Origin of the sequence: Bacillus sp. FJAT-27445 (genome assembly GCF_001510665.1) — a bacterium.
In the GTDB taxonomy this organism is placed as follows: Bacteria; Bacillota; Bacilli; order Bacillales; family Cytobacillaceae; genus Bacillus_D.
In genome coordinates this window covers 118,342-135,728 of the sequence record NZ_LMTI01000003.1, presented here as the reverse complement: position 1 = coordinate 135,728, position 17,387 = coordinate 118,342, and the positions used below count along the sequence as shown (strand labels likewise).

The following is a 17,387-nucleotide window of genomic DNA, read 5'->3' as shown; positions in this document are numbered from 1 at the left end:
AACGATTTAGATGCCAGGGGACGGATTGTTGCTTATTCTGTCGGTACGACAATGTCACCATTAATGATTTTCTGGCGGTATTCTTCAACTTTATCCAAGACCTCTGGCGCTACATTCTTCTTGGATGTCGGCGCGATATCTACCCCGTTTTCCTTAAGGCCCATCAATGTAACTTTTCCGCCAGGGAATTTCCCTTCAGCTAGGTCCATTGATACACTGTAAACAGCTTCATCAACCTTTTTAATCATTGAAGTCAGGGTAACGTCATCACCAAATGTTAGGGACTGGTCTTTATCGACGCCGATAACCCAAACATTCTCACCTTTGCTCTTACGCTCCTTCGCTTCGTTGAATACGCCATTCCCAGTTAGCCCGGCCGCGTGGAAAATAATATCCGCGCCACCATTGTAGAGAGTGGATGCAGCTGATTTTCCCATATCGACACGGTTGAACAAACCCGTATAGTTCACAATCAGTTTGGCTTTCGGGTTGACTGCTTTAATCCCTTCCCTGAAGCCTACTTCAAAACGCTTGATAACAGGGATATCCATTCCGCCAACAAAGCCGATTTTATTTGTTTTTGTTGTCAGGCCGGCAATAACTCCAACAAGGAATGCCCCTTCCTGTTCTTTGAAGGAAACAGCTGCGACATTTGGCATAACGAGGTCGGAGTCAACGATCCCGAATTTTGAATCCGGATTTTCCTTCGCAAGCTGGGAAACTGCATCAGCCAGGGTAAAGGCTGTTGCCCAGGTCAAATCGTAGTTTCCTTTCACAAATTGCAGCAGGTTTGGCATAACATCGGCATCTGTCTTAGGTTCGAGGTACTTTACTTCGAAACCATGATCCTTATTGAGCTTCTGAAGAGCTTCCCACGCGCTTTGGTTAAACGATTTGTCGTTTACACTTCCCAGATCAGTTACCATTCCAACCTTCAATTTCTTCTCGCCATCGTTTCCGCCCTTGTTGCCTGCATTATTTTGCCCGCAAGCCGTTAAAAGAAGGGATAGGATAATCATGACTGGCAATGCAATTTTCCCGAATTTCTTCATGAAAGATTCCTCCAAAAATTGTTTTTTCAATATATGTTTAATCACACCTTTGAAACCACTTTCATTTAAGCGCATGGCCCGTTCCTCCGGTGGTGACACTAGCAGCAAAACATCGTATTGCCTTAAATAACCCCATCCCCGCAATCCAATTCTGTTATAATGTTTTTTTAAAACAATTTCCATCCATCCAACTGCCGTGGATGAGTGGCATGAGGCTATTTTTTTGAATTGAAAGGATGTAATGCAGATGATAACGAACCTCTTGGAATTCCCGATATTCTCCGGCCTGCCAGATAATGCCCTTCAAGAAATAATGCCCTTAGTGAAGGAACGGCAGTTTAAAAAGAACCACATCCTTATGTTCGAAAATGATGAAAGTGATGAAGTATACCTGATTCGCTCCGGAATGTTAAAAGTTTATCGGCTGCACGATGGCAAGGAAATCGTCCTCAGCATTGCGGTTCCAGGAGAAATCATTGGTGAAGTCGAAGCACTGTCGGCTGACACGTACAGGATTTCTTCCGTCGAAGCCCTTGAACAGGTCTCAGCCTGGCAAATCAAAAAGAAGGATTTTCTTAAAATCGCCGAAAAGTACCCATCCGTCATCCACAAAGCATATATGATCCTAGTTGAACGGGTCCGCATTCTTAACCGGCTTGTCCGCTACTTGACTTTCTATGACGTGCGGACAAAGGTTGCAAATTTAATCATCGATTTTTATTTCAATTTCGGCAGGCAGACTGACAACGGTTACAAAATTGAGATGAAAATCAATCAAACCCTTCTTGCCAACATGCTCGGAGTGACAAGGGAATCGGTTTCAAAAACACTGAATGACTTCCAGGATGAAAAGCTAATTGATATCCGTGATAAACACTTCTACATAATGGATTTGGAAAAGCTTGAATCCCTTTGTAATGAAACCGAAGAAATTCAAAACCTTCGGAAATGGTATAATCTATAGCCTGCTGTGAAGATACTATACCAGTGAAAGCGCTTATTCACAGTTAGCCATTTAACGATAATTTTGTTAACTGGTTCACAGAAATTGGGCTGTCCCCTTAACAGATTAAAAAACAGTTGTATGATACTATTTTTAACGATGAAACCGTTTACCAATTTTGACATGATGGAGGGAATTATCGATGAGTTTACATATTGAAGCAAAAGCAGGAGAAATTGCCGAGTCCGTATTGCTGCCAGGGGATCCACTGCGCGCTAAGTATATCGCGGAAACATTTTTAGAAAATGCAGTCTGCTATAACAACGTCCGCGGGATGCTTGGGTTTACAGGAACCTATAAAGGCAACCGTGTTTCGGTTCAGGGCACAGGCATGGGCATGCCTTCCGCAATGATTTATATCCAGGAACTTATTGAAGGCTATGGGGCTAAAAACCTTATCCGAATCGGGACATGCGGAGCCATTCAGGACGACGTAAAAATCCGCGATGTCATTGTTGCCCAGGCAGCAGCCACCAATTCGAGCATTATCCGAGGCAGCTTTCCAGGTTATGATTTCCCGCAAATCGGAAATTTCGATTTGTTGAAAAAGGCTTATGAAACTGGAACTGAAAAAGGCCTTAAACTTCGGGTAGGAAATGTCCTGTCCTCCGACCTTTTCTATACTGACAGACCGGATGAGTTTGTCCGCCTTGGAAAACATGGAGTCTTGGCAGTCGAAATGGAAGCTGCTGGCCTCTACTACCTAGCCGCGAAATTCGGTATGAAGGCACTTGCCTTGCTCACTGTCAGCGACCACATCCTTACCGGCGAACAAACATCCGCTCAAGAGCGCCAGACAACCTTCAATGACATGATTGAAGTCGCGCTTGAAACAGTACGTGGATAATCAATCTCCTATTAGCAGGAAGCCGACATGACGGCTTCCTGCTTTTTGTTTATTTTCCCCTTCAAGACCTTTTCGACTTATATCCCCACTCAAAACGGTCTTCATAACCCCCATCAAGACCCTTCAATCTGAAAAATCTACTCTAAACAGTCGTGAGAACCAGCGTCAAGACCGTTTCACCTGGCAAACCCGCTCCAAACGGTCGTGAGAACCCACGTCAAGACCGTTTCATCTGTAAAACACTCTCCAAACAGTCTTGAGAACCATCCTCATGACCGTTTCATCTAAAAAATCCGCTTCAAATAGTCGTAAGAAAATGACTTATCTTCTTTTCCAAAAAAGCCCCCGGCTTCCCTGAAAAGGACTATAATTAAGGGGATTAATTCACCGGGGGTGCAATCATGCTGACCGTTCAAAACCTAACCAAAAAATTCAAGAACGGAAAAGGGATATTCGATGTCTCTTTTGAGGTGAAAAAAGGAGAGGTATTCGGTTTTTTAGGGCCAAACGGGGCCGGAAAATCGACTACAATCCGCCATATTATGGGCTTTATTAAACCAGATTCGGGAAAAGTCACAATCAACGGACTTGACAGCTGGGAAATGCAAGGCGAGGTTCAAAAATATGTGGGATATTTGCCTGGTGAAATTGCGTTCATTGAAGGAATGACCGGGATCTCCTTCCTTCATTTCCTCAGCGAGATGCAGGGAATGAAGGACTTTTCAAAACGAACGGAACTGATTGAGAGGCTCCAATTTGATGTAGAGACCCCCATCAGGAAGATGTCTAAGGGAATGAAGCAAAAGGTAGGGATTGTTGCCGCATTCATGCATGACCCGGAGGTTATTATTCTCGATGAACCAACATCAGGGCTCGACCCGCTCATGCAAAAAGTTTTTATTGAGCTGGTCCTTGAGGAAAAAGCAAAGGGGAAAACATTTCTGATGTCCTCTCACAACTTCCCCGAGATTGAGCGGACCTGCGACCGAGCTGCGATTATTAAAGACGGCGTAGTCATGACTGTAAAGGATATTCATGAATTGCAATCCATGCAAAGGAAGTTGTTTGAAGTAACCTTTGCAAACAGCAGTGATGCCAATTCCTTTCTTCAATCGGGTCTTGAATGTGAATTTCGGGGAGGCAGCCGCGTCAGGGTGGCAATCCAGGGGAATTATAGCCAGTTTATAAAAGAAGCATCAAAATACCCTATTCGGAACATCGATTTGTACTCGCAGAATCTTGAAGATGTTTTCATGGATTACTACGACCAGCCGGAGGTGCGCTGATATGAACCTCACCCTTTATAGGCAAATGATGAAAGTCAATATAAAAGGGATGCTCAACTATGCGCTTGGCTCGGCGTTTTATATGATTCTAATGGTATGGGTCTATCCAAGCATAGCCGAAAATACGAAAATGTTTGATGAACTAGTTACATCGATGCCTGCCGGGCTTACGAAGGCATTTGGTCTTGAAAGCGGCTTCGGCAGCTTTGAATCCTATATTTCAGGCGAGTTTTACGGAGTTCTCCTGACCCTGATTGTTACAATTTTCTGTGTGGTGCTGCCAACCCAACTGTTGGCAAAACTGGTCGACCAAGGCTCCATGGCGTATCTCCTCGCCACGCCAACGACGAGAGGAAAAATAGCCATTACCCAGGCAGTTGTCCTTTTAACAGGGATTCTATTGATAATGGTGCTTACCACCATTTCTGGTTTCGCGGGTTACTATCTATTTATTGAGGATGCCAAGGCCTTCAATACCACCCGTTTTCTCCAGCTTAATATTGGGGCGTTCTTCCTTTTCTTTGCGGTGGGTGGTATTTCATTCCTAATCTCTTCCCTCTCAAATGACGAAAAGAAAGCGCTGGGTGTTTCAGGAGCGATTGCCTTTGGTTTCTTCAGCCTTGATTTAGTCGGAAAGATTAGCGAAAAGATTGACTGGCTCAGAAATATGACCATTTACTCCTTGTACACTCCATCCGATATTGTGAGTGGGAAAGCGGAACTGGCAACATCCTGTTCACTTCTTTTTGCCATAGGAGCTTTGGCATTCATTACGGGCATTTTCGCATTCAAGAAAAGGGATTTGCCTCTTTAGCAAAAGAAAGCGCCAGCCTGATAACATTACAGGACTGGCGCTTTTCAACAATTAATTAAATAGTTTTGTAAAAATCTCCTTTAGCGATTTCCCCTTTTTATAGTAAATCTCATCACGTACTTTTTCATTTATGGATTGCCACAGCATGATTTCCACATCCGACAGCGGCTTGGACTGCTCTTCTTTTATAAAAGCCGCGAAGTAGTCCAGGGGGACACCATAGAACCTTGAGATATCCGCCATAATTTCAAAGGAAACAGATTTCCGGTCACCTTTTTCAAGCATGCTTAAATACTGCAGCGTGATACCCGTCCCATTGGCGACATCCTCAAGCCTCAGGTTTTTTTCAATTCGCAATCGCCTTAGTTCCTGTCCTAATGGGGTTGCCATATTCGTCTCCCTTTCCCCTACTCGATTTCAAGTCTATGTTTAAGTGTTACAATACAATACCAGCTGATGGCAGCCTCGAAAAAGGTGATAATCATCTCTTCAGTTTTTATGGGAAATTTGAATCTTCTCATGTGAAAATGGAGCAATTCATGAATGATTGTTTGCAGCTGCTCCGGATAATCCAATTTCTCATCGATGAAAATCATTTTTTTCTCGTAATAGCATACCCCTTTTACCTCTTTTAAATCCATAAAAAAGAATTGAATAGTATATTTGTTTGCTATTCTTTGAGTAATCGAGTCTATGTGCGCCTGGTTTATCCCTACGAATTTCTTATGGAGGAAACCAATGAATGTGTAGTAGGACAGGAATAGAATAAGCACCAAATTGATTTCAAGATGGTCATAGAATGCTAGAATTGGAAAAACAATCGCAACCTCGAATAGCATTGGCCCAAACCGGTCGAGAAATAGCTTTGTCGTTGCCGCCCCGGTTTCAAGGTATACATAAACGTACTTCATGAGTACGGCCAGAAATAGCATGAATAAAGATGTTAAATAACGTGCCAGGTAATCCATATCCGAATAACCATTATAGAGTTCGTTGCACACAATGATGATGATCGTGTAAATGGATAATAACGATAAGATTGATTGTATCCTGCCCCTTCTTTGATGGAGAATCGATAGTAGGCTGTAAACTAGAAGATATACGATTCCATAAACGACCGAAAAGCGGTCAAAAACAATCAGCGATAATATCACATTGAAAAAGGAATACCCGAAACCGGAAAAAACCTTTAGATTGACTTGGTCAAACACAACCATAATGCAGAGGAACAAAAGAATATTCCATTCAAACTCAGTTGGAATAGTGATGTATGCGTTGGTTAAAAGCAATGCGGGAATCAGAAAAATTAAAGAAACATTTTTCCGGGCAACGCTTCTCATGATGGTTCACCTATTTCCTAGTAATATTTTACCTATTCTCCTATTATCTTACTTCATAGTCAGTCTTTTTTTAATCACTTTTTTTCTACATTTGCACGTTGTTTGGCGTATTTTGTCTATTAAAAGTAGTATGATTCCACTATGGTTTACTATATACTTTGAGGAATAAGTGCTTATTTGCACTTATTCCACTTTCTTCTTCCTAGATTGCACGATCCATTGCATGCACTAACACTGTTAGTGCTCTTTTTTTTGGTTATTTTGTGTTATTAATGTTGGAAATCGAGTAAGCAGCCATTTTATCTCCTTTTTTATTCCTGGCATTATGTCGATATTCACCAATCCGTATTGACTGGAATCGACACCGATTAAACTAAAGTTTATTTATAATAACCCTTATGAACGATGTCCGAATTAGACGACTTGGCCAATCGCTATGCCGCGACACGGTTAGCTGGAATAGGCAGAGCCCTATCCAGCATTTAGGGAAGCCATGAAGTATAGCCCTTACCTGGACACTTGGGCTATATGGAGCTACTAGTGTAACCGGCCCTTTAGAAAAACCATAATCTAAGGGGAGAGATGAAGAGAATGAAGAAAATTTTATCAAGTTTGGCAGCAGGAGCTTTGGCAATAGGATTGCTCGCGGGATCCGCGTTCGCGGCAGTAACGATCGATCCGCAAACCGGAGCGGGATTCGTAGGAAAAGGCGATGTCCAAACCGCCATGGGATGGAATAATGCTGATCTGCAGAAGAATGCCGACTCCTTAAAATTTACTTATTCAACAAAAGAAACCTATGTCGTTACCGTAACATGGGTTACTGGAGAAGGGACCAGGGGAGAAAAAACCCATTGTGTTGAGCATGAAAGGACATCTTCCATTAATTCGAGTATAGGTTTTGATCCGAGGACAAAAAAGCAAATTACAGGATTTGACCTCAATAATTTCAATGATACTGTAACAGGAGGTGATGAGATTCCAAAATTCGGAGATGAGTACCCTGGAAAATCAGGGCATTTTGTAAAATCAGTCGAACTTATCTCCACTTCAGGCGGCTTGTACGTGAACGGAGTGCTCCTTCAGTAACATCGCTATTAATTATGGAAGCAATGGCATACAGCTTTACTCTGGACGTTTAGGCTATATGGAGCCAGTAGTGTAACCGACAATCCAAGTAAAAAGGAATCAATCGCCAACCGATTGATTCCTTTTATTTTGCCGGCAGCATTTCGTTTTGAAGGCGTCCTTCTTCTTTTAATATCTCCACAAACGCTTCAACAACTTCCCGGTCATAATGGGTGTCGGCCATTCTGATTAACTCGTCAACAGCATACTGTGCATCATAGGCCTTCCGGTAGGCCCTGTCCTCGGTCATGGCATCAAATGAATCACTTACCGCGATGATTCGGGCTTCCAAAAGGATGTCGTCCCCTTTTAAGCCATTTGGATAGCCGCTCCCATTCAGCCGTTCATGATGCTGTTCAATAATCCTGGTAATATCTTTATAATAGAGGTCTTTCACCATTTCCGCCCCATCAACAGGGTGCCGTTTAATAAAGGCAAACTCCTCGTCCGACAATTTGTCGGGTTTATTTAATATTTCAGTAGGGATATTGATCTTCCCGATATCATGTAATATCGAAGCAATATATAAGTTTTCCAGCTTATCTTTTGGAAACATAAGCTTTTTGGCGATTTTCACGGCATACTCGGAAACCCGTTCACTATGTTTTACTGTATGGTGGTCTTTCCTCTCAACTTCTTCAACTATTTTTTGTAGCCTTGTGAGGCTTTCGCTCAATTGATAAAAAGTTGGCTCTGTTATCATCCATAAATATGAAACATCTGTCAGGGTAGAGAAGTGGATTGGCTCATCCAAATCAACAGCCATGTAGTAATCACCAGGTCCGAGTTTTATCTTTTCCCCATCCATTTCACAAATCAATTCACCTTGGAGGATATAGAAAAATTCCATAATATCTGGGGTTTCACTAGGATAAACATAAAAAAGGTTGTCTTTTGAAATGGTTTGAATCATACATTCCATGCCACCGCCTCGGGCAAGCAATCCGATATCAAAGGTTCCTAGAGAAACCCGCTCTAATACTTCTCCCTTTTTTCCAATAGAAAAACCCATATATACCCTCCCTGCTAGGCGAAAAGAAAAACGAGCCTATTTTAGACTCGTTGGCTTAATTAAATCATATAACATTCAGACAATTGCTTCAATTAATTATTTTTTAAGGCAAAATTTTTACTACCCGAACCGGGTCAATCCACACTTCCCTATCGGCAAAACGGACAAGCACCCAACTGCATTCAGCAATCACTCCGTATTCCGCAGCCTTCGTAATTGCTTTTTGCGACATTTTCAGCGTTTCCTCATAAACATCCGCAATGATTTTATCTAGTTTTTCATTGTATTTTTTCGTTAGCTTTTCTTGCATTGCAGTATTGCCTTCTATTTTTTTGATTTCCTGAAGATGCTCAGCCTGTAATTTATCTGCCTTTTCTACCGCTTTTTCTACTTTCTCGCTAATTTCCATGTTGGTTTTTTCAATCAAACTGAGGGCCTTTGCGACATCTTTCCCTTCATTTGCAAAAGCAGGTGACCCCAACCCCAAAACCAGGACAGCCGTGAAAAAGATGGATAATACTTTTTTTAACATTCCTCTTCCCCCCAAATGTTTAAAAAGTCCAACAAAAAGACCCACTTCTACAAGAGGGACCTTTCACGTGCAACTGGCTGGCATGGCAGTTATCCTGCTTTAGCCCCTTTAGCTTTGCGTACTTATCCTTTCAGATAAGGTGCCCCTGGGTCTATTTTATTATCTACCATAATTATACAGGGACTTTCATACTATTTGCAACTATTATCTAAATATTGCGAATCCTGCTATTCAATAGTAGTAGATTAGGAATATTGATGTCGATTAATACTGTTTCAAGGTTCTCTTCAAGAATTCTCTTGTCCGTTCCTGGGTCGGATTGCTGAAGATTTGCTCAGGGCTGCCTTCCTCCGCAATTACCCCTTTATCCATAAAGACAACCCGGTCGGATACTTCACGGGCAAATTCCATTTCGTGCGTAACAATCAGCATCGTTAGCCCTGATTCAGCAAGATCCTTCATAACCTTTAGGACTTCGCCAACCATTTCAGGGTCAAGCGCGGATGTTGGTTCATCGAACAGCATTACATCCGGTTCCATGGACAGGGCCCTTGCAATTGCTACCCTTTGCTTTTGCCCGCCGGACAATTGATGAGGTTTGGCATTGATGTATTTGTCCATGCCCACCACTTTCAAATAGTTCATGGCGACTTTTTCCGCTTCCTCCTTGGAACGCTTCAGCACTTTCATCTGCCCAACAACGCAATTGCCGAGAACATTATGGTTGTTGAACAGGTTGAATTGCTGGAATACCATGCCAAGCTTCCTCCGGTAGAGGAACAGGTCATGTTTGTCATCAAGGATATTTTCGCCATTGTAGATGATTTGGCCGCCGCTCGGCATTTCCAAAAGGTTTACGCAGCGAAGAAGCGTCGATTTCCCGGAACCCGATGACCCAATGATGCTGACAACTTCTCCTTTGTTGACTGAAAAATTGATGTCCTTTAAAACCTCATGGTTTCCAAACGATTTATTTAAATGCTGGATATCAATGACTTTCTCCATTTTGTTCTCCTCCTTTCCGGTTCATTATCTCGCAGGCTGGATATCCTCGCCAACAACCTTATAGCTGTCCGGCCCTTCAATTTTCTTTTCAAAATAACGAAGAATTTTGGTTACGGCAATAGTCATGATTAAATAAAGGATACATGCGACAAAGAATGACTCGAAGTAACGGAAATTGTTTCCCGCAACCGACTTAGTCATGAAATAAAGCTCCGATACAGATATAACGTTCAGGACGGATGTATCCTTAATATTGATGACAAATTGGTTCCCTGTGGCCGGCAGGATGTTGCGGATAACCTGCGGCAACACGACGTTTATCATCGTTTGTATATGATTCATCCCGATTGCCTGGGCAGCCTCGAACTGGCCCTTATCAACCGAAATGATTCCGCCGCGGACAATTTCAGCCATATAGGCCCCTGTATTGATCGATACAATAATCAGTGCGGCCATCATAACATTCATATTAATTCCAAACGCCAACGCGGACCCGAAATAAATGACCATTGCCTGGACAATCATTGGTGTACCGCGGAAAAATTCGATATATACCGATAAAAGAAAATTAACCACTGCCAGAATAATCTTTTTCAGTCCCCGTTCTGGAACGGGAATCGTCCGGATAATGCCCGCGATCAAGCCGATAGCGGCTCCGGCAATCGTCCCTATGAGCGCAATCCATAACGTTGTACCTGCTCCCCGGAGGAACATCTCCCAGTTTTCCGAGACGATTTTCACAATCCATTGAATGCTCATCTTTCTCCTCCTCTATATCATCATGAAACCGGCTGTATGCAAGACACAGCCGGTTTCCAAAGAAATCTATTCCCTATTCTGCTGCAGGCTGATTCTTGATTGCTTCATCCATGATGCTTGTTTGTTCTTCCTCCGAAATGCCACCCAGGATTTCGTTAATCTTATCCTTCAGGTCGCTTCCCTTTTTAAGGCCGACTGCAATCGCTGTGTCATCCTGCGATGTTTTGAATCCATCTTCGAATTCTACCATTGCAAAGTTTTGATTTGCTGCTGAGGCACTGACCGCTTCAGGCCGTTCTGAAACGTACCCATCAATGATTCCTGATTCAAGGGCAACCCTCATCGCCGGGAAGTTGTCCATGGCTGTCGCTTTCTTGACGCCTTCAATTTGGTCGATGACGGAATAGTGGAATGTATTCAGTTGGGCGGTTACTTTCGCTCCCTTGAAATCCTTAAGGGACTTCGCATCTTCGTACTTACCGCCTTTTTTCACGACCATTACTAGATTTGATTTATAATAGTTATCCGTAAAGTCTATCGTTTTTTTACGTTCCGCTGTTGGAGACATCCCCGCAATGATCGCATCAATTTTACCGGAAGTCAGGGCAGGTACAAGGCCGTCCCATTCCGTTTTGACAATAACCAATTCTTTTCCGAGGCCTTCAGCAATTGTCTTTGCTATTTCAACATCATAGCCGCCAGCGTATTCCGATGTTCCGGCAATTTTGACAGCGCCTTTTGAATCATCCTTTTGAGACCAGTTAAATGGTGCATAGCCGGCTTCCAGGCCTACCTTAAATGTTTCTTTTTCAGTATTGCCAGCATCGCCATTCGATCCGGATTTCCCGCTGTCTGTTCCCCCGCACGCAGATAATACAAGAATAATAGAAAGCAATAATGCCAGAAATAACGTTCCCCTTTTCTTCATCCTACATTTCCCCTTTCATTTTTTAATACACCAAAAAGCGGCCTGAGATAAACTCAGGCCGCAAAATGTATAGTTTGCACCTAAATCCTCTCTTTACCCCAATGAGATAGCACAACTCAATAAACTGGGCGTTTATTGAGACAGTCCTGCAGTTCTTAACTGCAAGCCCAGCAGGCAATATTGAGTATACGGCCCACTTCGGCGATATTTCCTTCTCCTTAGTCTCGATGCTTCTCAAGCTCCACTAAAGACTGTTAAATACCGCGCCTCTACCTCACTGTCTAAAGTGAGGTGGTTGTATTAAATTTATATGCACTAGACTATACTATTCTGACAAATCTGTCAACCTTACTTACCGTTTTTTAACCTTTTCTTCATGGTATTTCTGAGTAATTTTTCCTATAAAAATCCTGCCTCTAACTTCCTCTTTTCAAGTGCTCCCGTATCTCGTTTAAGGTCGGCAGTCCGGACATCGCGCCTTTTTTTGTCGTGGCGAGCCCTCCTGAAACCGCGGCAAAACGGACAATTTCCCTAATCTCCTGTTCGGTATGGTCCTTTAAGGGTTTCGGAGTTTCATTAAATGAAAAAAGGATCCCGGAAACAAAGGCATCGCCTGCCCCTGTCGTATCGACAACCGTGCATTGAAGTGCAGGAACTCTTCCCTTCTTGCCTTTATAAAAATAAATGCAGCCCTCACCGCCAAGCGTCAGCAGGATGAGCGGCACGTCCGGCAATCGCGCGAGTCCATCATCAAAACTAGTGCTGCCGGTCAAGAATGCCAGCTCCTCATCTGAAACCTTTAAGATATCTACATTGGGAAGGACGGACAGTATTGTTTCCCTGGCCCGCTCCCCGGATTCCCAAAGCCCGAGGCGAAGATTTGGGTCATAAGAAACCAGCATACCCGCTTCCTTTGCCTTCTCGATTGCCCAGAGCGTCGCCGTTCTTGAAGGCTCACTAATCAATGAAATCGAACCGAAGTGAAAGATTTTATTCCTATTAAAAAGTGCGGGAGAAATTTCTTCTTTTTTCAAAAAACGATCCGCGCTCGGGTGAATATAAAAACTGAAGCTTCGTTCCCCTGATTGCTCCAGTGTTACAAAGGTAAGCCCGGTCCTTGCTTCCTTAGACAGAAACATCGAAGCCGTATCGACTCCGTATCCATCCAGCGTCTCCTTCAAAAAGGTTCCGAGCACATCATCACCGACTTTTCCGATAAAAGCCGCCTTCCCTCCGAGTTTCGATATTCCGACGGACACATTGGCTGGGGCCCCGCCCGGTGCTTTTTGATACGTCAGATTATCTGAATCAAGCGGAATGAAATCAATTAGGGCCTCCCCTAAACATACAACACCGTTCATAAAACACCTCTACGGAAAAAATTTATCGTCCAACCTTAATCTTATCAATATTCCACTTGATTAGGTGAAATTCGGCTGTCCCAAAGAAGGAAATCGTTTCGTCTGCGGGCCTCGGAAAATAGCGCGCCGTAAATACCTCTTCCCCCTCGTTGATGAAAATTTCCAGGGAAGAGTGATCCATGAAAACCCGAAGCTGTGACAAGGCAGTTACATGGCATGTCCTTGTTTCAGGCTCGCCGGTTTTGAAATTCCTTCTTCTCAGAGTAATTGCCTGTTTATCCTCATCATAAAATAGCTCTGCTTCATTGCGGAAGCGGATACGGAACCCGCCATTCTTTGCCTTCGGGAAATCCAGAAGAAGCTCCACCGACCTTCCCTCCACCCCATCAAGCTGGGATAACGCTCCTGTCAGCCGGACATTTTTGTATTCAATTCTGTCTTTGCGCAGTATCGCAAGCTCATCCACCGGCCGTTGATACACCTTTTCCCCATGGACTTTCAGCTCACGCGGGATTGTCAACGCATGCACCCAACGATTGGCCAGAGTTGGCTGAAATGCTTCCGTTTCATCGGTTATGCCCATCCAGGCATACAGAATTGTTCTGCCTCCCTTGTCGACAAAGGTTTGCGGCGCATAGAAATCAAACCCGCGGTCCAGCTCGGTAAAAGGTCCGTGCCTAAAGCAGCCCTCTTCATAATCCAGTCTCCCCATAAAATAACCGGATTGGAAAAGGTTTTGATACGAATGCCCGCTCGGTTCCAGTCCTTGGGGCGATACTAACAATATATCCTTTCCGTCCAAATGGATAATGTCCGGGCACTCCCACATATAGCCAAAGTCCGTTAGTCCATTCATTCCTTCCCCTGCAATTGGACCTGTTTCTTTCCAATTGCAGAGATTATCCGATGTAAATAAAACAGCAGTCCCTTTTCCATCAAGGGTTTGCGCGCCAATCACCATGTGCCAGCGGCCATGCTTCCACCAAACCTTCGGGTCGCGGAAATGAGCCGTATAACCATCCGGAAGCTTGAGGATTGGCCCCAATTTTTCAAACTGGACGCCGTCCGACGAAACCGCCAGACATTGGTACGTCTCCCTCGTCCCATCATCAAGCTTGACGTTTCCCGTGTAAAATAGATAAAGCTTACCTTCCAATTCCACAGCGCTTCCGGAATAACAGCCATTCCGTTCATACCACTCACTCGGGGCCAAGGCAATCGGCTCTTCCCGCCAATGAACCATATCCCTTGATGAGTAATGCCCCCAGAACTTCGCCCCATGTGCTGTATCAAACGGGTTCCATTGGTAAAACACATGATATGTCCCCTTGTATTGGATCAGTCCATTTGGGTCATTTAGCAATCCGACTTGAGGCATAAGATGGTAATGGAGCCGGTAAGGATCAGTTTGGACCTGGGCCTTATGTTTTTCAATCTCATCATACACTTTTTGGACCAAGAGAGTTTCCTTTTTAGTCATAAAAGACCTCCTTCGAGCAGCCAATCCTTTTTTCAAAAAAGAGGCAATTTTCACAACTGCGACCTTTTTAAGCCTATTCCTGTTCGATTTCCTTCCTTACCTTATCGGAGTACCCGAACATCCAAGTTAGCCCAAAAGCCACGCCAATCGCAACGAGGTTAACGAGTATGTATGGCAGGATTTGTCCGTTTAAATAGAGCAGCGTACCCGGAATAACGGTGACCGCCATGCCGGTTGCCTTGAGGCCAAGGATGGAAGCCAAAAACCCGCCGGCCGCGCCGCCGATAAGAGCCATAATGAACGGCTTTCCGTAACGAAGGTTAACACCGAAGATTGCAGGCTCGGTAATCCCTAATAAAGCCGATACAGAAGATGGATACGCCAGGGCTTTCAATTTAGCCGACTTTGTCTTCAGGCCAACCGCAAAGGCAGCACCGCCCTGCGCGGCAACCGCACATGTAACAATTGCGTTGTACGGGTTGTAATGATATTTCGCCAGCAGCTGGATTTCCAGCATGTTAAAAATGTGGTGAACCCCTGTAATAACGATGATTTGGTTAAGTCCTCCGATGAGCAGTCCGCTAATTCCGAACGGCCAGGACAAAACATTGGTTGCAACAGATAAAATACCTTGTTCGACGATATGAAAAATCGGTCCAACTACTAATAACGATAGGGCGATCATGACAAGAAGCGTAATGAATGGGGTAAGAATAAGATCAAGCGCTTCAGGTACACGCTTCCTTACCGCCCTTTCCAGCTTGGCCCCGATAATCCCGGCAATGAAGGCCGGCAAAACCGATCCTTGATAACCGACAACAGGGATAAAACCAAAAAAGTGCAGCGGATCAACATCCCCGCCGGCTACTCCCCATGCGTTAGGAAGTGAAGGACTGACAAGCATTAAGCCGAGAATCAGTCCGATAATAGGCGTCCCGCCAAATACCCTGAATGTTGACCAGGCCACAAGAGCAGGCAGGAAAATAAATGCAGTATCTGTCAGGATTTCCGTAAACAGCAGGAAGTTTTGCGGCACATGGTCCGGCGTTATGCCGAACAGTGCAAGAACCTTTTCCTGCATGACCAGGCCTCGAACTCCCATGAACAATCCAGTCGCAACGAGGACAGGAATAATCGGAACAAACACGTCACCGAATGTCCGGACCGCCCGCTGAAATTTGGAGCCTGTTTTAATCGCCTCTTTCTTTTGGTCGGAGGCTGACAGCGTCTCAAGCCCAAGCTGGGAAACCTCTTCATAAATCCTGTTGACGGTTCCGGTGCCAAATATTACTTGGTACTGGCCGGAGTTGTAAAAGGCTCCCTTTACCTTGTTGATTTGCTCCACTCTTTCCTGATTAATTTTTTCCTTATCATTTACCATGAGCCGAAGCCGCGTTGCACAATGGGCAACTGAATGGATATTTTCTTTGCCACCGACAGCTTCAATCAGCTCTTCCGCTATTTTGCGATTTTCCGACATTGGATTCACCCCATTTTCTTTCTTATGAATCAATATCACAACCGCTGAGAAATTAAACAAATTTTTATAATATTCCGAGCCCTTTTTCGTCTCATTCGATCTCATGAAGACTTGAAAAGCCAAGCCTGCTCTCGTTTTAAAAAATAAACAGTACCGAAAAATTTATTTTTTTTTGCACAAGTGCTTATGCAACTTCTAACTATGTATCTGTTCGACTCTCCTGCCTCAAAATGGAATGATGTTTTCCTGCAGTGAGGCATTGGATACGTCCCCTGCTTCACGAGTCTCCTGCATCATTAGCCAAAAATAAAATGCCAATGTTCTAGACATCAGCATTCATCAGGAATCATCTTTTTCATTTTTGACCTTATCCTTTAGTTTGTTCATTTTAATTTTGTATTCTTCGTTTAGTTTACTGAATTCTGCTTTCGTTTCATCGTCGGTTTCTTCCAGGCCTGCCTTTTCATAGGTAGTTCCAATATTTAAATGGCCGCTCAGTTCCTTTATTCCGACGTTCCCCAGGTTATTTACCTGGTCATACTGTTCAATGAACAATTTCTCAACCTTGATTTCCTGATAGATGACAGGCCGTTCATCACTCGTATTGCCATTGCATTTACCTAAATACTCATCCAAGAGCCGGCTCTGGTTGGCGGCACTTTCGCGTTGCATCTTTTCCAATTCCGATAGACGGCCCTCCAACTTTGTTATCTTCCATGTGAGCTGATTCAGCGTATTGTAAATGGGCGCCATTTCCGCATTCACCGTTTTTTGAACAAAGAGAAGGAGCTGCCTTTCGAGTGCATCTGTTTTTACCCTTTCCTCCAAAGATTTCTTTAAAGGCATAACCTGGTTCACACCCAACATTATTAATATCAGCGGATCATAATCGTCTCTTCCCTTGTATACCTTCTTGGGTACGTTATGATCAGGAGGCCATTTTCAAACCTTGCAAGTATATCTTTGCTTTCGGCAGGCTCTGGAAGGTCAAGGTTTCTTTGAAATTCGCCATATTTCCGCTCGGTATGCACCGTGGCTCCATTGATTATCGGGGCTTGGAGAACTCCTTTTATAGTAAGCCGGCTTCCCGATACTGATAATGCAATATCTTCTCTCATTACACCGGGAACTTCCAATAAAAGAATAACATCCCTGTCCGTAAGGTAAATATCCGTTACTGGATAAACCCCTTGTTTTTCTTTTGCATTTCTATGGCGGACTGGAGCTTCCTCAGGAATTTCCCCAGGAGGGCTGTCTTCAAAAACCATCTCCCAGAACCGCCCGTTTTGATACTGTTGGGACATTTCAATCCATTGTTTAATTTTATCCATATCCATCTATTCGCCCTCGCCTCTAGCTC

General features: G+C 43.9%; 18 protein-coding genes and 3 riboswitches. Of the genes, 5 read left to right on the top strand and 13 right to left on the bottom strand.

Annotation, left to right across the window (positions count from 1 at the left end):
- Positions 1-32: 32 nt before the first annotated feature.
- Positions 33-1,052: a BMP family protein gene (locus AR337_RS09200; RefSeq protein WP_059172217.1), complete on the bottom strand. Its 1,020-nt coding sequence runs from the start codon at positions 1,050-1,052 to the stop codon at positions 33-35.
- Between the two features lie 247 nt (positions 1,053-1,299).
- Between AR337_RS09200 and AR337_RS09195 the strand changes: the two genes are divergently transcribed.
- The 4 genes from AR337_RS09195 (at position 1,300) to AR337_RS09180 (ending at position 5,002) form a co-directional block, all read left to right on the top strand.
- Positions 1,300-2,016: a Crp/Fnr family transcriptional regulator gene (locus tag AR337_RS09195; protein ID WP_059171722.1), complete on the top strand. Its 717-nt coding sequence runs from the start codon at positions 1,300-1,302 to the stop codon at positions 2,014-2,016.
- Between the two features lie 181 nt (positions 2,017-2,197).
- Positions 2,198-2,902, top strand: a complete 705-nt coding sequence (deoD, locus tag AR337_RS09190) for a purine-nucleoside phosphorylase (RefSeq protein ID WP_059171721.1) — start codon at positions 2,198-2,200, stop codon at positions 2,900-2,902.
- Between the two features lie 401 nt (positions 2,903-3,303).
- The gene (locus AR337_RS09185) at positions 3,304-4,188 is read left to right on the top strand and encodes an ABC transporter ATP-binding protein (protein ID WP_059171720.1); all 885 of its coding nucleotides are present in this window, start codon (positions 3,304-3,306) and stop codon (positions 4,186-4,188) included.
- A 1-nt stretch (position 4,189) separates the two neighbouring features.
- A complete protein-coding gene (locus tag AR337_RS09180) occupies positions 4,190-5,002 on the top strand; it encodes an ABC transporter permease subunit (RefSeq protein WP_059171719.1) in 813 nt (270 codons plus the stop codon).
- 51 nt (positions 5,003-5,053) lie between these two features.
- On the opposite strand, the gene AR337_RS09175 is transcribed toward AR337_RS09180, so the two are convergent.
- Together AR337_RS09175 and AR337_RS09170 are read right to left on the bottom strand one after the other, a co-directional pair.
- Complete coding sequence (locus tag AR337_RS09175; protein WP_059171718.1) at positions 5,054-5,392, bottom strand: helix-turn-helix domain-containing protein; 339 nt, start codon at positions 5,390-5,392, stop codon at positions 5,054-5,056.
- A 17-nt stretch (positions 5,393-5,409) separates the two neighbouring features.
- Complete coding sequence (locus AR337_RS09170) at positions 5,410-6,342, bottom strand: ImmA/IrrE family metallo-endopeptidase (protein WP_059171717.1); 933 nt, start codon at positions 6,340-6,342, stop codon at positions 5,410-5,412.
- Positions 6,343-6,819: 477 nt separating this feature from the next.
- A riboswitch (cyclic di-GMP riboswitch) is annotated at positions 6,820-6,903 on the top strand.
- A 30-nt stretch (positions 6,904-6,933) separates the two neighbouring features.
- On the opposite strand from AR337_RS09170, the gene AR337_RS09165 reads away from it, so the two are divergent.
- Entirely contained in the window at positions 6,934-7,431 is a 498-nt protein-coding gene (locus AR337_RS09165; RefSeq protein WP_059171716.1) for a hypothetical protein, read from the top strand.
- 124 nt (positions 7,432-7,555) lie between these two features.
- Here the strand turns inward: AR337_RS09165 and AR337_RS09160 are convergent, their stop codons facing one another.
- The 10 genes from AR337_RS09160 to AR337_RS09115 form a co-directional block, all read right to left on the bottom strand.
- On the bottom strand, positions 7,556-8,482 hold the full coding sequence (locus tag AR337_RS09160; protein WP_059171715.1) for an HD-GYP domain-containing protein: 927 nt from the start codon (positions 8,480-8,482) through the stop codon (positions 7,556-7,558).
- A 103-nt stretch (positions 8,483-8,585) separates the two neighbouring features.
- Positions 8,586-9,014, bottom strand: coding sequence for a hypothetical protein (locus AR337_RS09155; protein ID WP_059171714.1), 429 nt, complete (start codon positions 9,012-9,014; stop codon positions 8,586-8,588).
- 65 nt (positions 9,015-9,079) lie between these two features.
- Positions 9,080-9,168, bottom strand: a riboswitch (cyclic di-GMP riboswitch).
- Positions 9,169-9,278: 110 nt separating this feature from the next.
- Positions 9,279-10,019, bottom strand: coding sequence for an amino acid ABC transporter ATP-binding protein (locus tag AR337_RS09150; protein WP_059171713.1), 741 nt, complete (start codon positions 10,017-10,019; stop codon positions 9,279-9,281).
- A 24-nt stretch (positions 10,020-10,043) separates the two neighbouring features.
- On the bottom strand, positions 10,044-10,778 hold the full coding sequence (locus AR337_RS09145; protein ID WP_059171712.1) for an amino acid ABC transporter permease: 735 nt from the start codon (positions 10,776-10,778) through the stop codon (positions 10,044-10,046).
- A 73-nt stretch (positions 10,779-10,851) separates the two neighbouring features.
- Positions 10,852-11,706, bottom strand: coding sequence for a transporter substrate-binding domain-containing protein (locus tag AR337_RS09140; protein WP_059171711.1), 855 nt, complete (start codon positions 11,704-11,706; stop codon positions 10,852-10,854).
- A 99-nt stretch (positions 11,707-11,805) separates the two neighbouring features.
- A riboswitch (Lysine riboswitch) is annotated at positions 11,806-11,986 on the bottom strand.
- A 136-nt stretch (positions 11,987-12,122) separates the two neighbouring features.
- Positions 12,123-13,067 (bottom strand): aminoimidazole riboside kinase, encoded by a 945-nt coding sequence (locus tag AR337_RS09135; RefSeq protein WP_059171710.1) that lies wholly within the window; start codon positions 13,065-13,067, stop codon positions 12,123-12,125.
- A 22-nt stretch (positions 13,068-13,089) separates the two neighbouring features.
- The gene (locus AR337_RS09130; protein WP_059171709.1) at positions 13,090-14,547 is read right to left on the bottom strand and encodes a sucrose-6-phosphate hydrolase; all 1,458 of its coding nucleotides are present in this window, start codon (positions 14,545-14,547) and stop codon (positions 13,090-13,092) included.
- A gap of 73 nt (positions 14,548-14,620) precedes the next feature.
- Positions 14,621-16,027: a sucrose-specific PTS transporter subunit IIBC gene (locus tag AR337_RS09125; protein WP_059172216.1), complete on the bottom strand. Its 1,407-nt coding sequence runs from the start codon at positions 16,025-16,027 to the stop codon at positions 14,621-14,623.
- Positions 16,028-16,366: 339 nt separating this feature from the next.
- The gene (locus AR337_RS09120; RefSeq protein ID WP_156424353.1) at positions 16,367-16,873 is read right to left on the bottom strand and encodes a hypothetical protein; all 507 of its coding nucleotides are present in this window, start codon (positions 16,871-16,873) and stop codon (positions 16,367-16,369) included.
- Between the two features lie 29 nt (positions 16,874-16,902).
- A complete protein-coding gene (locus tag AR337_RS09115; RefSeq protein ID WP_059171707.1) occupies positions 16,903-17,364 on the bottom strand; it encodes an Hsp20/alpha crystallin family protein in 462 nt (153 codons plus the stop codon).
- Positions 17,365-17,387: the final 23 nt, after the last annotated feature.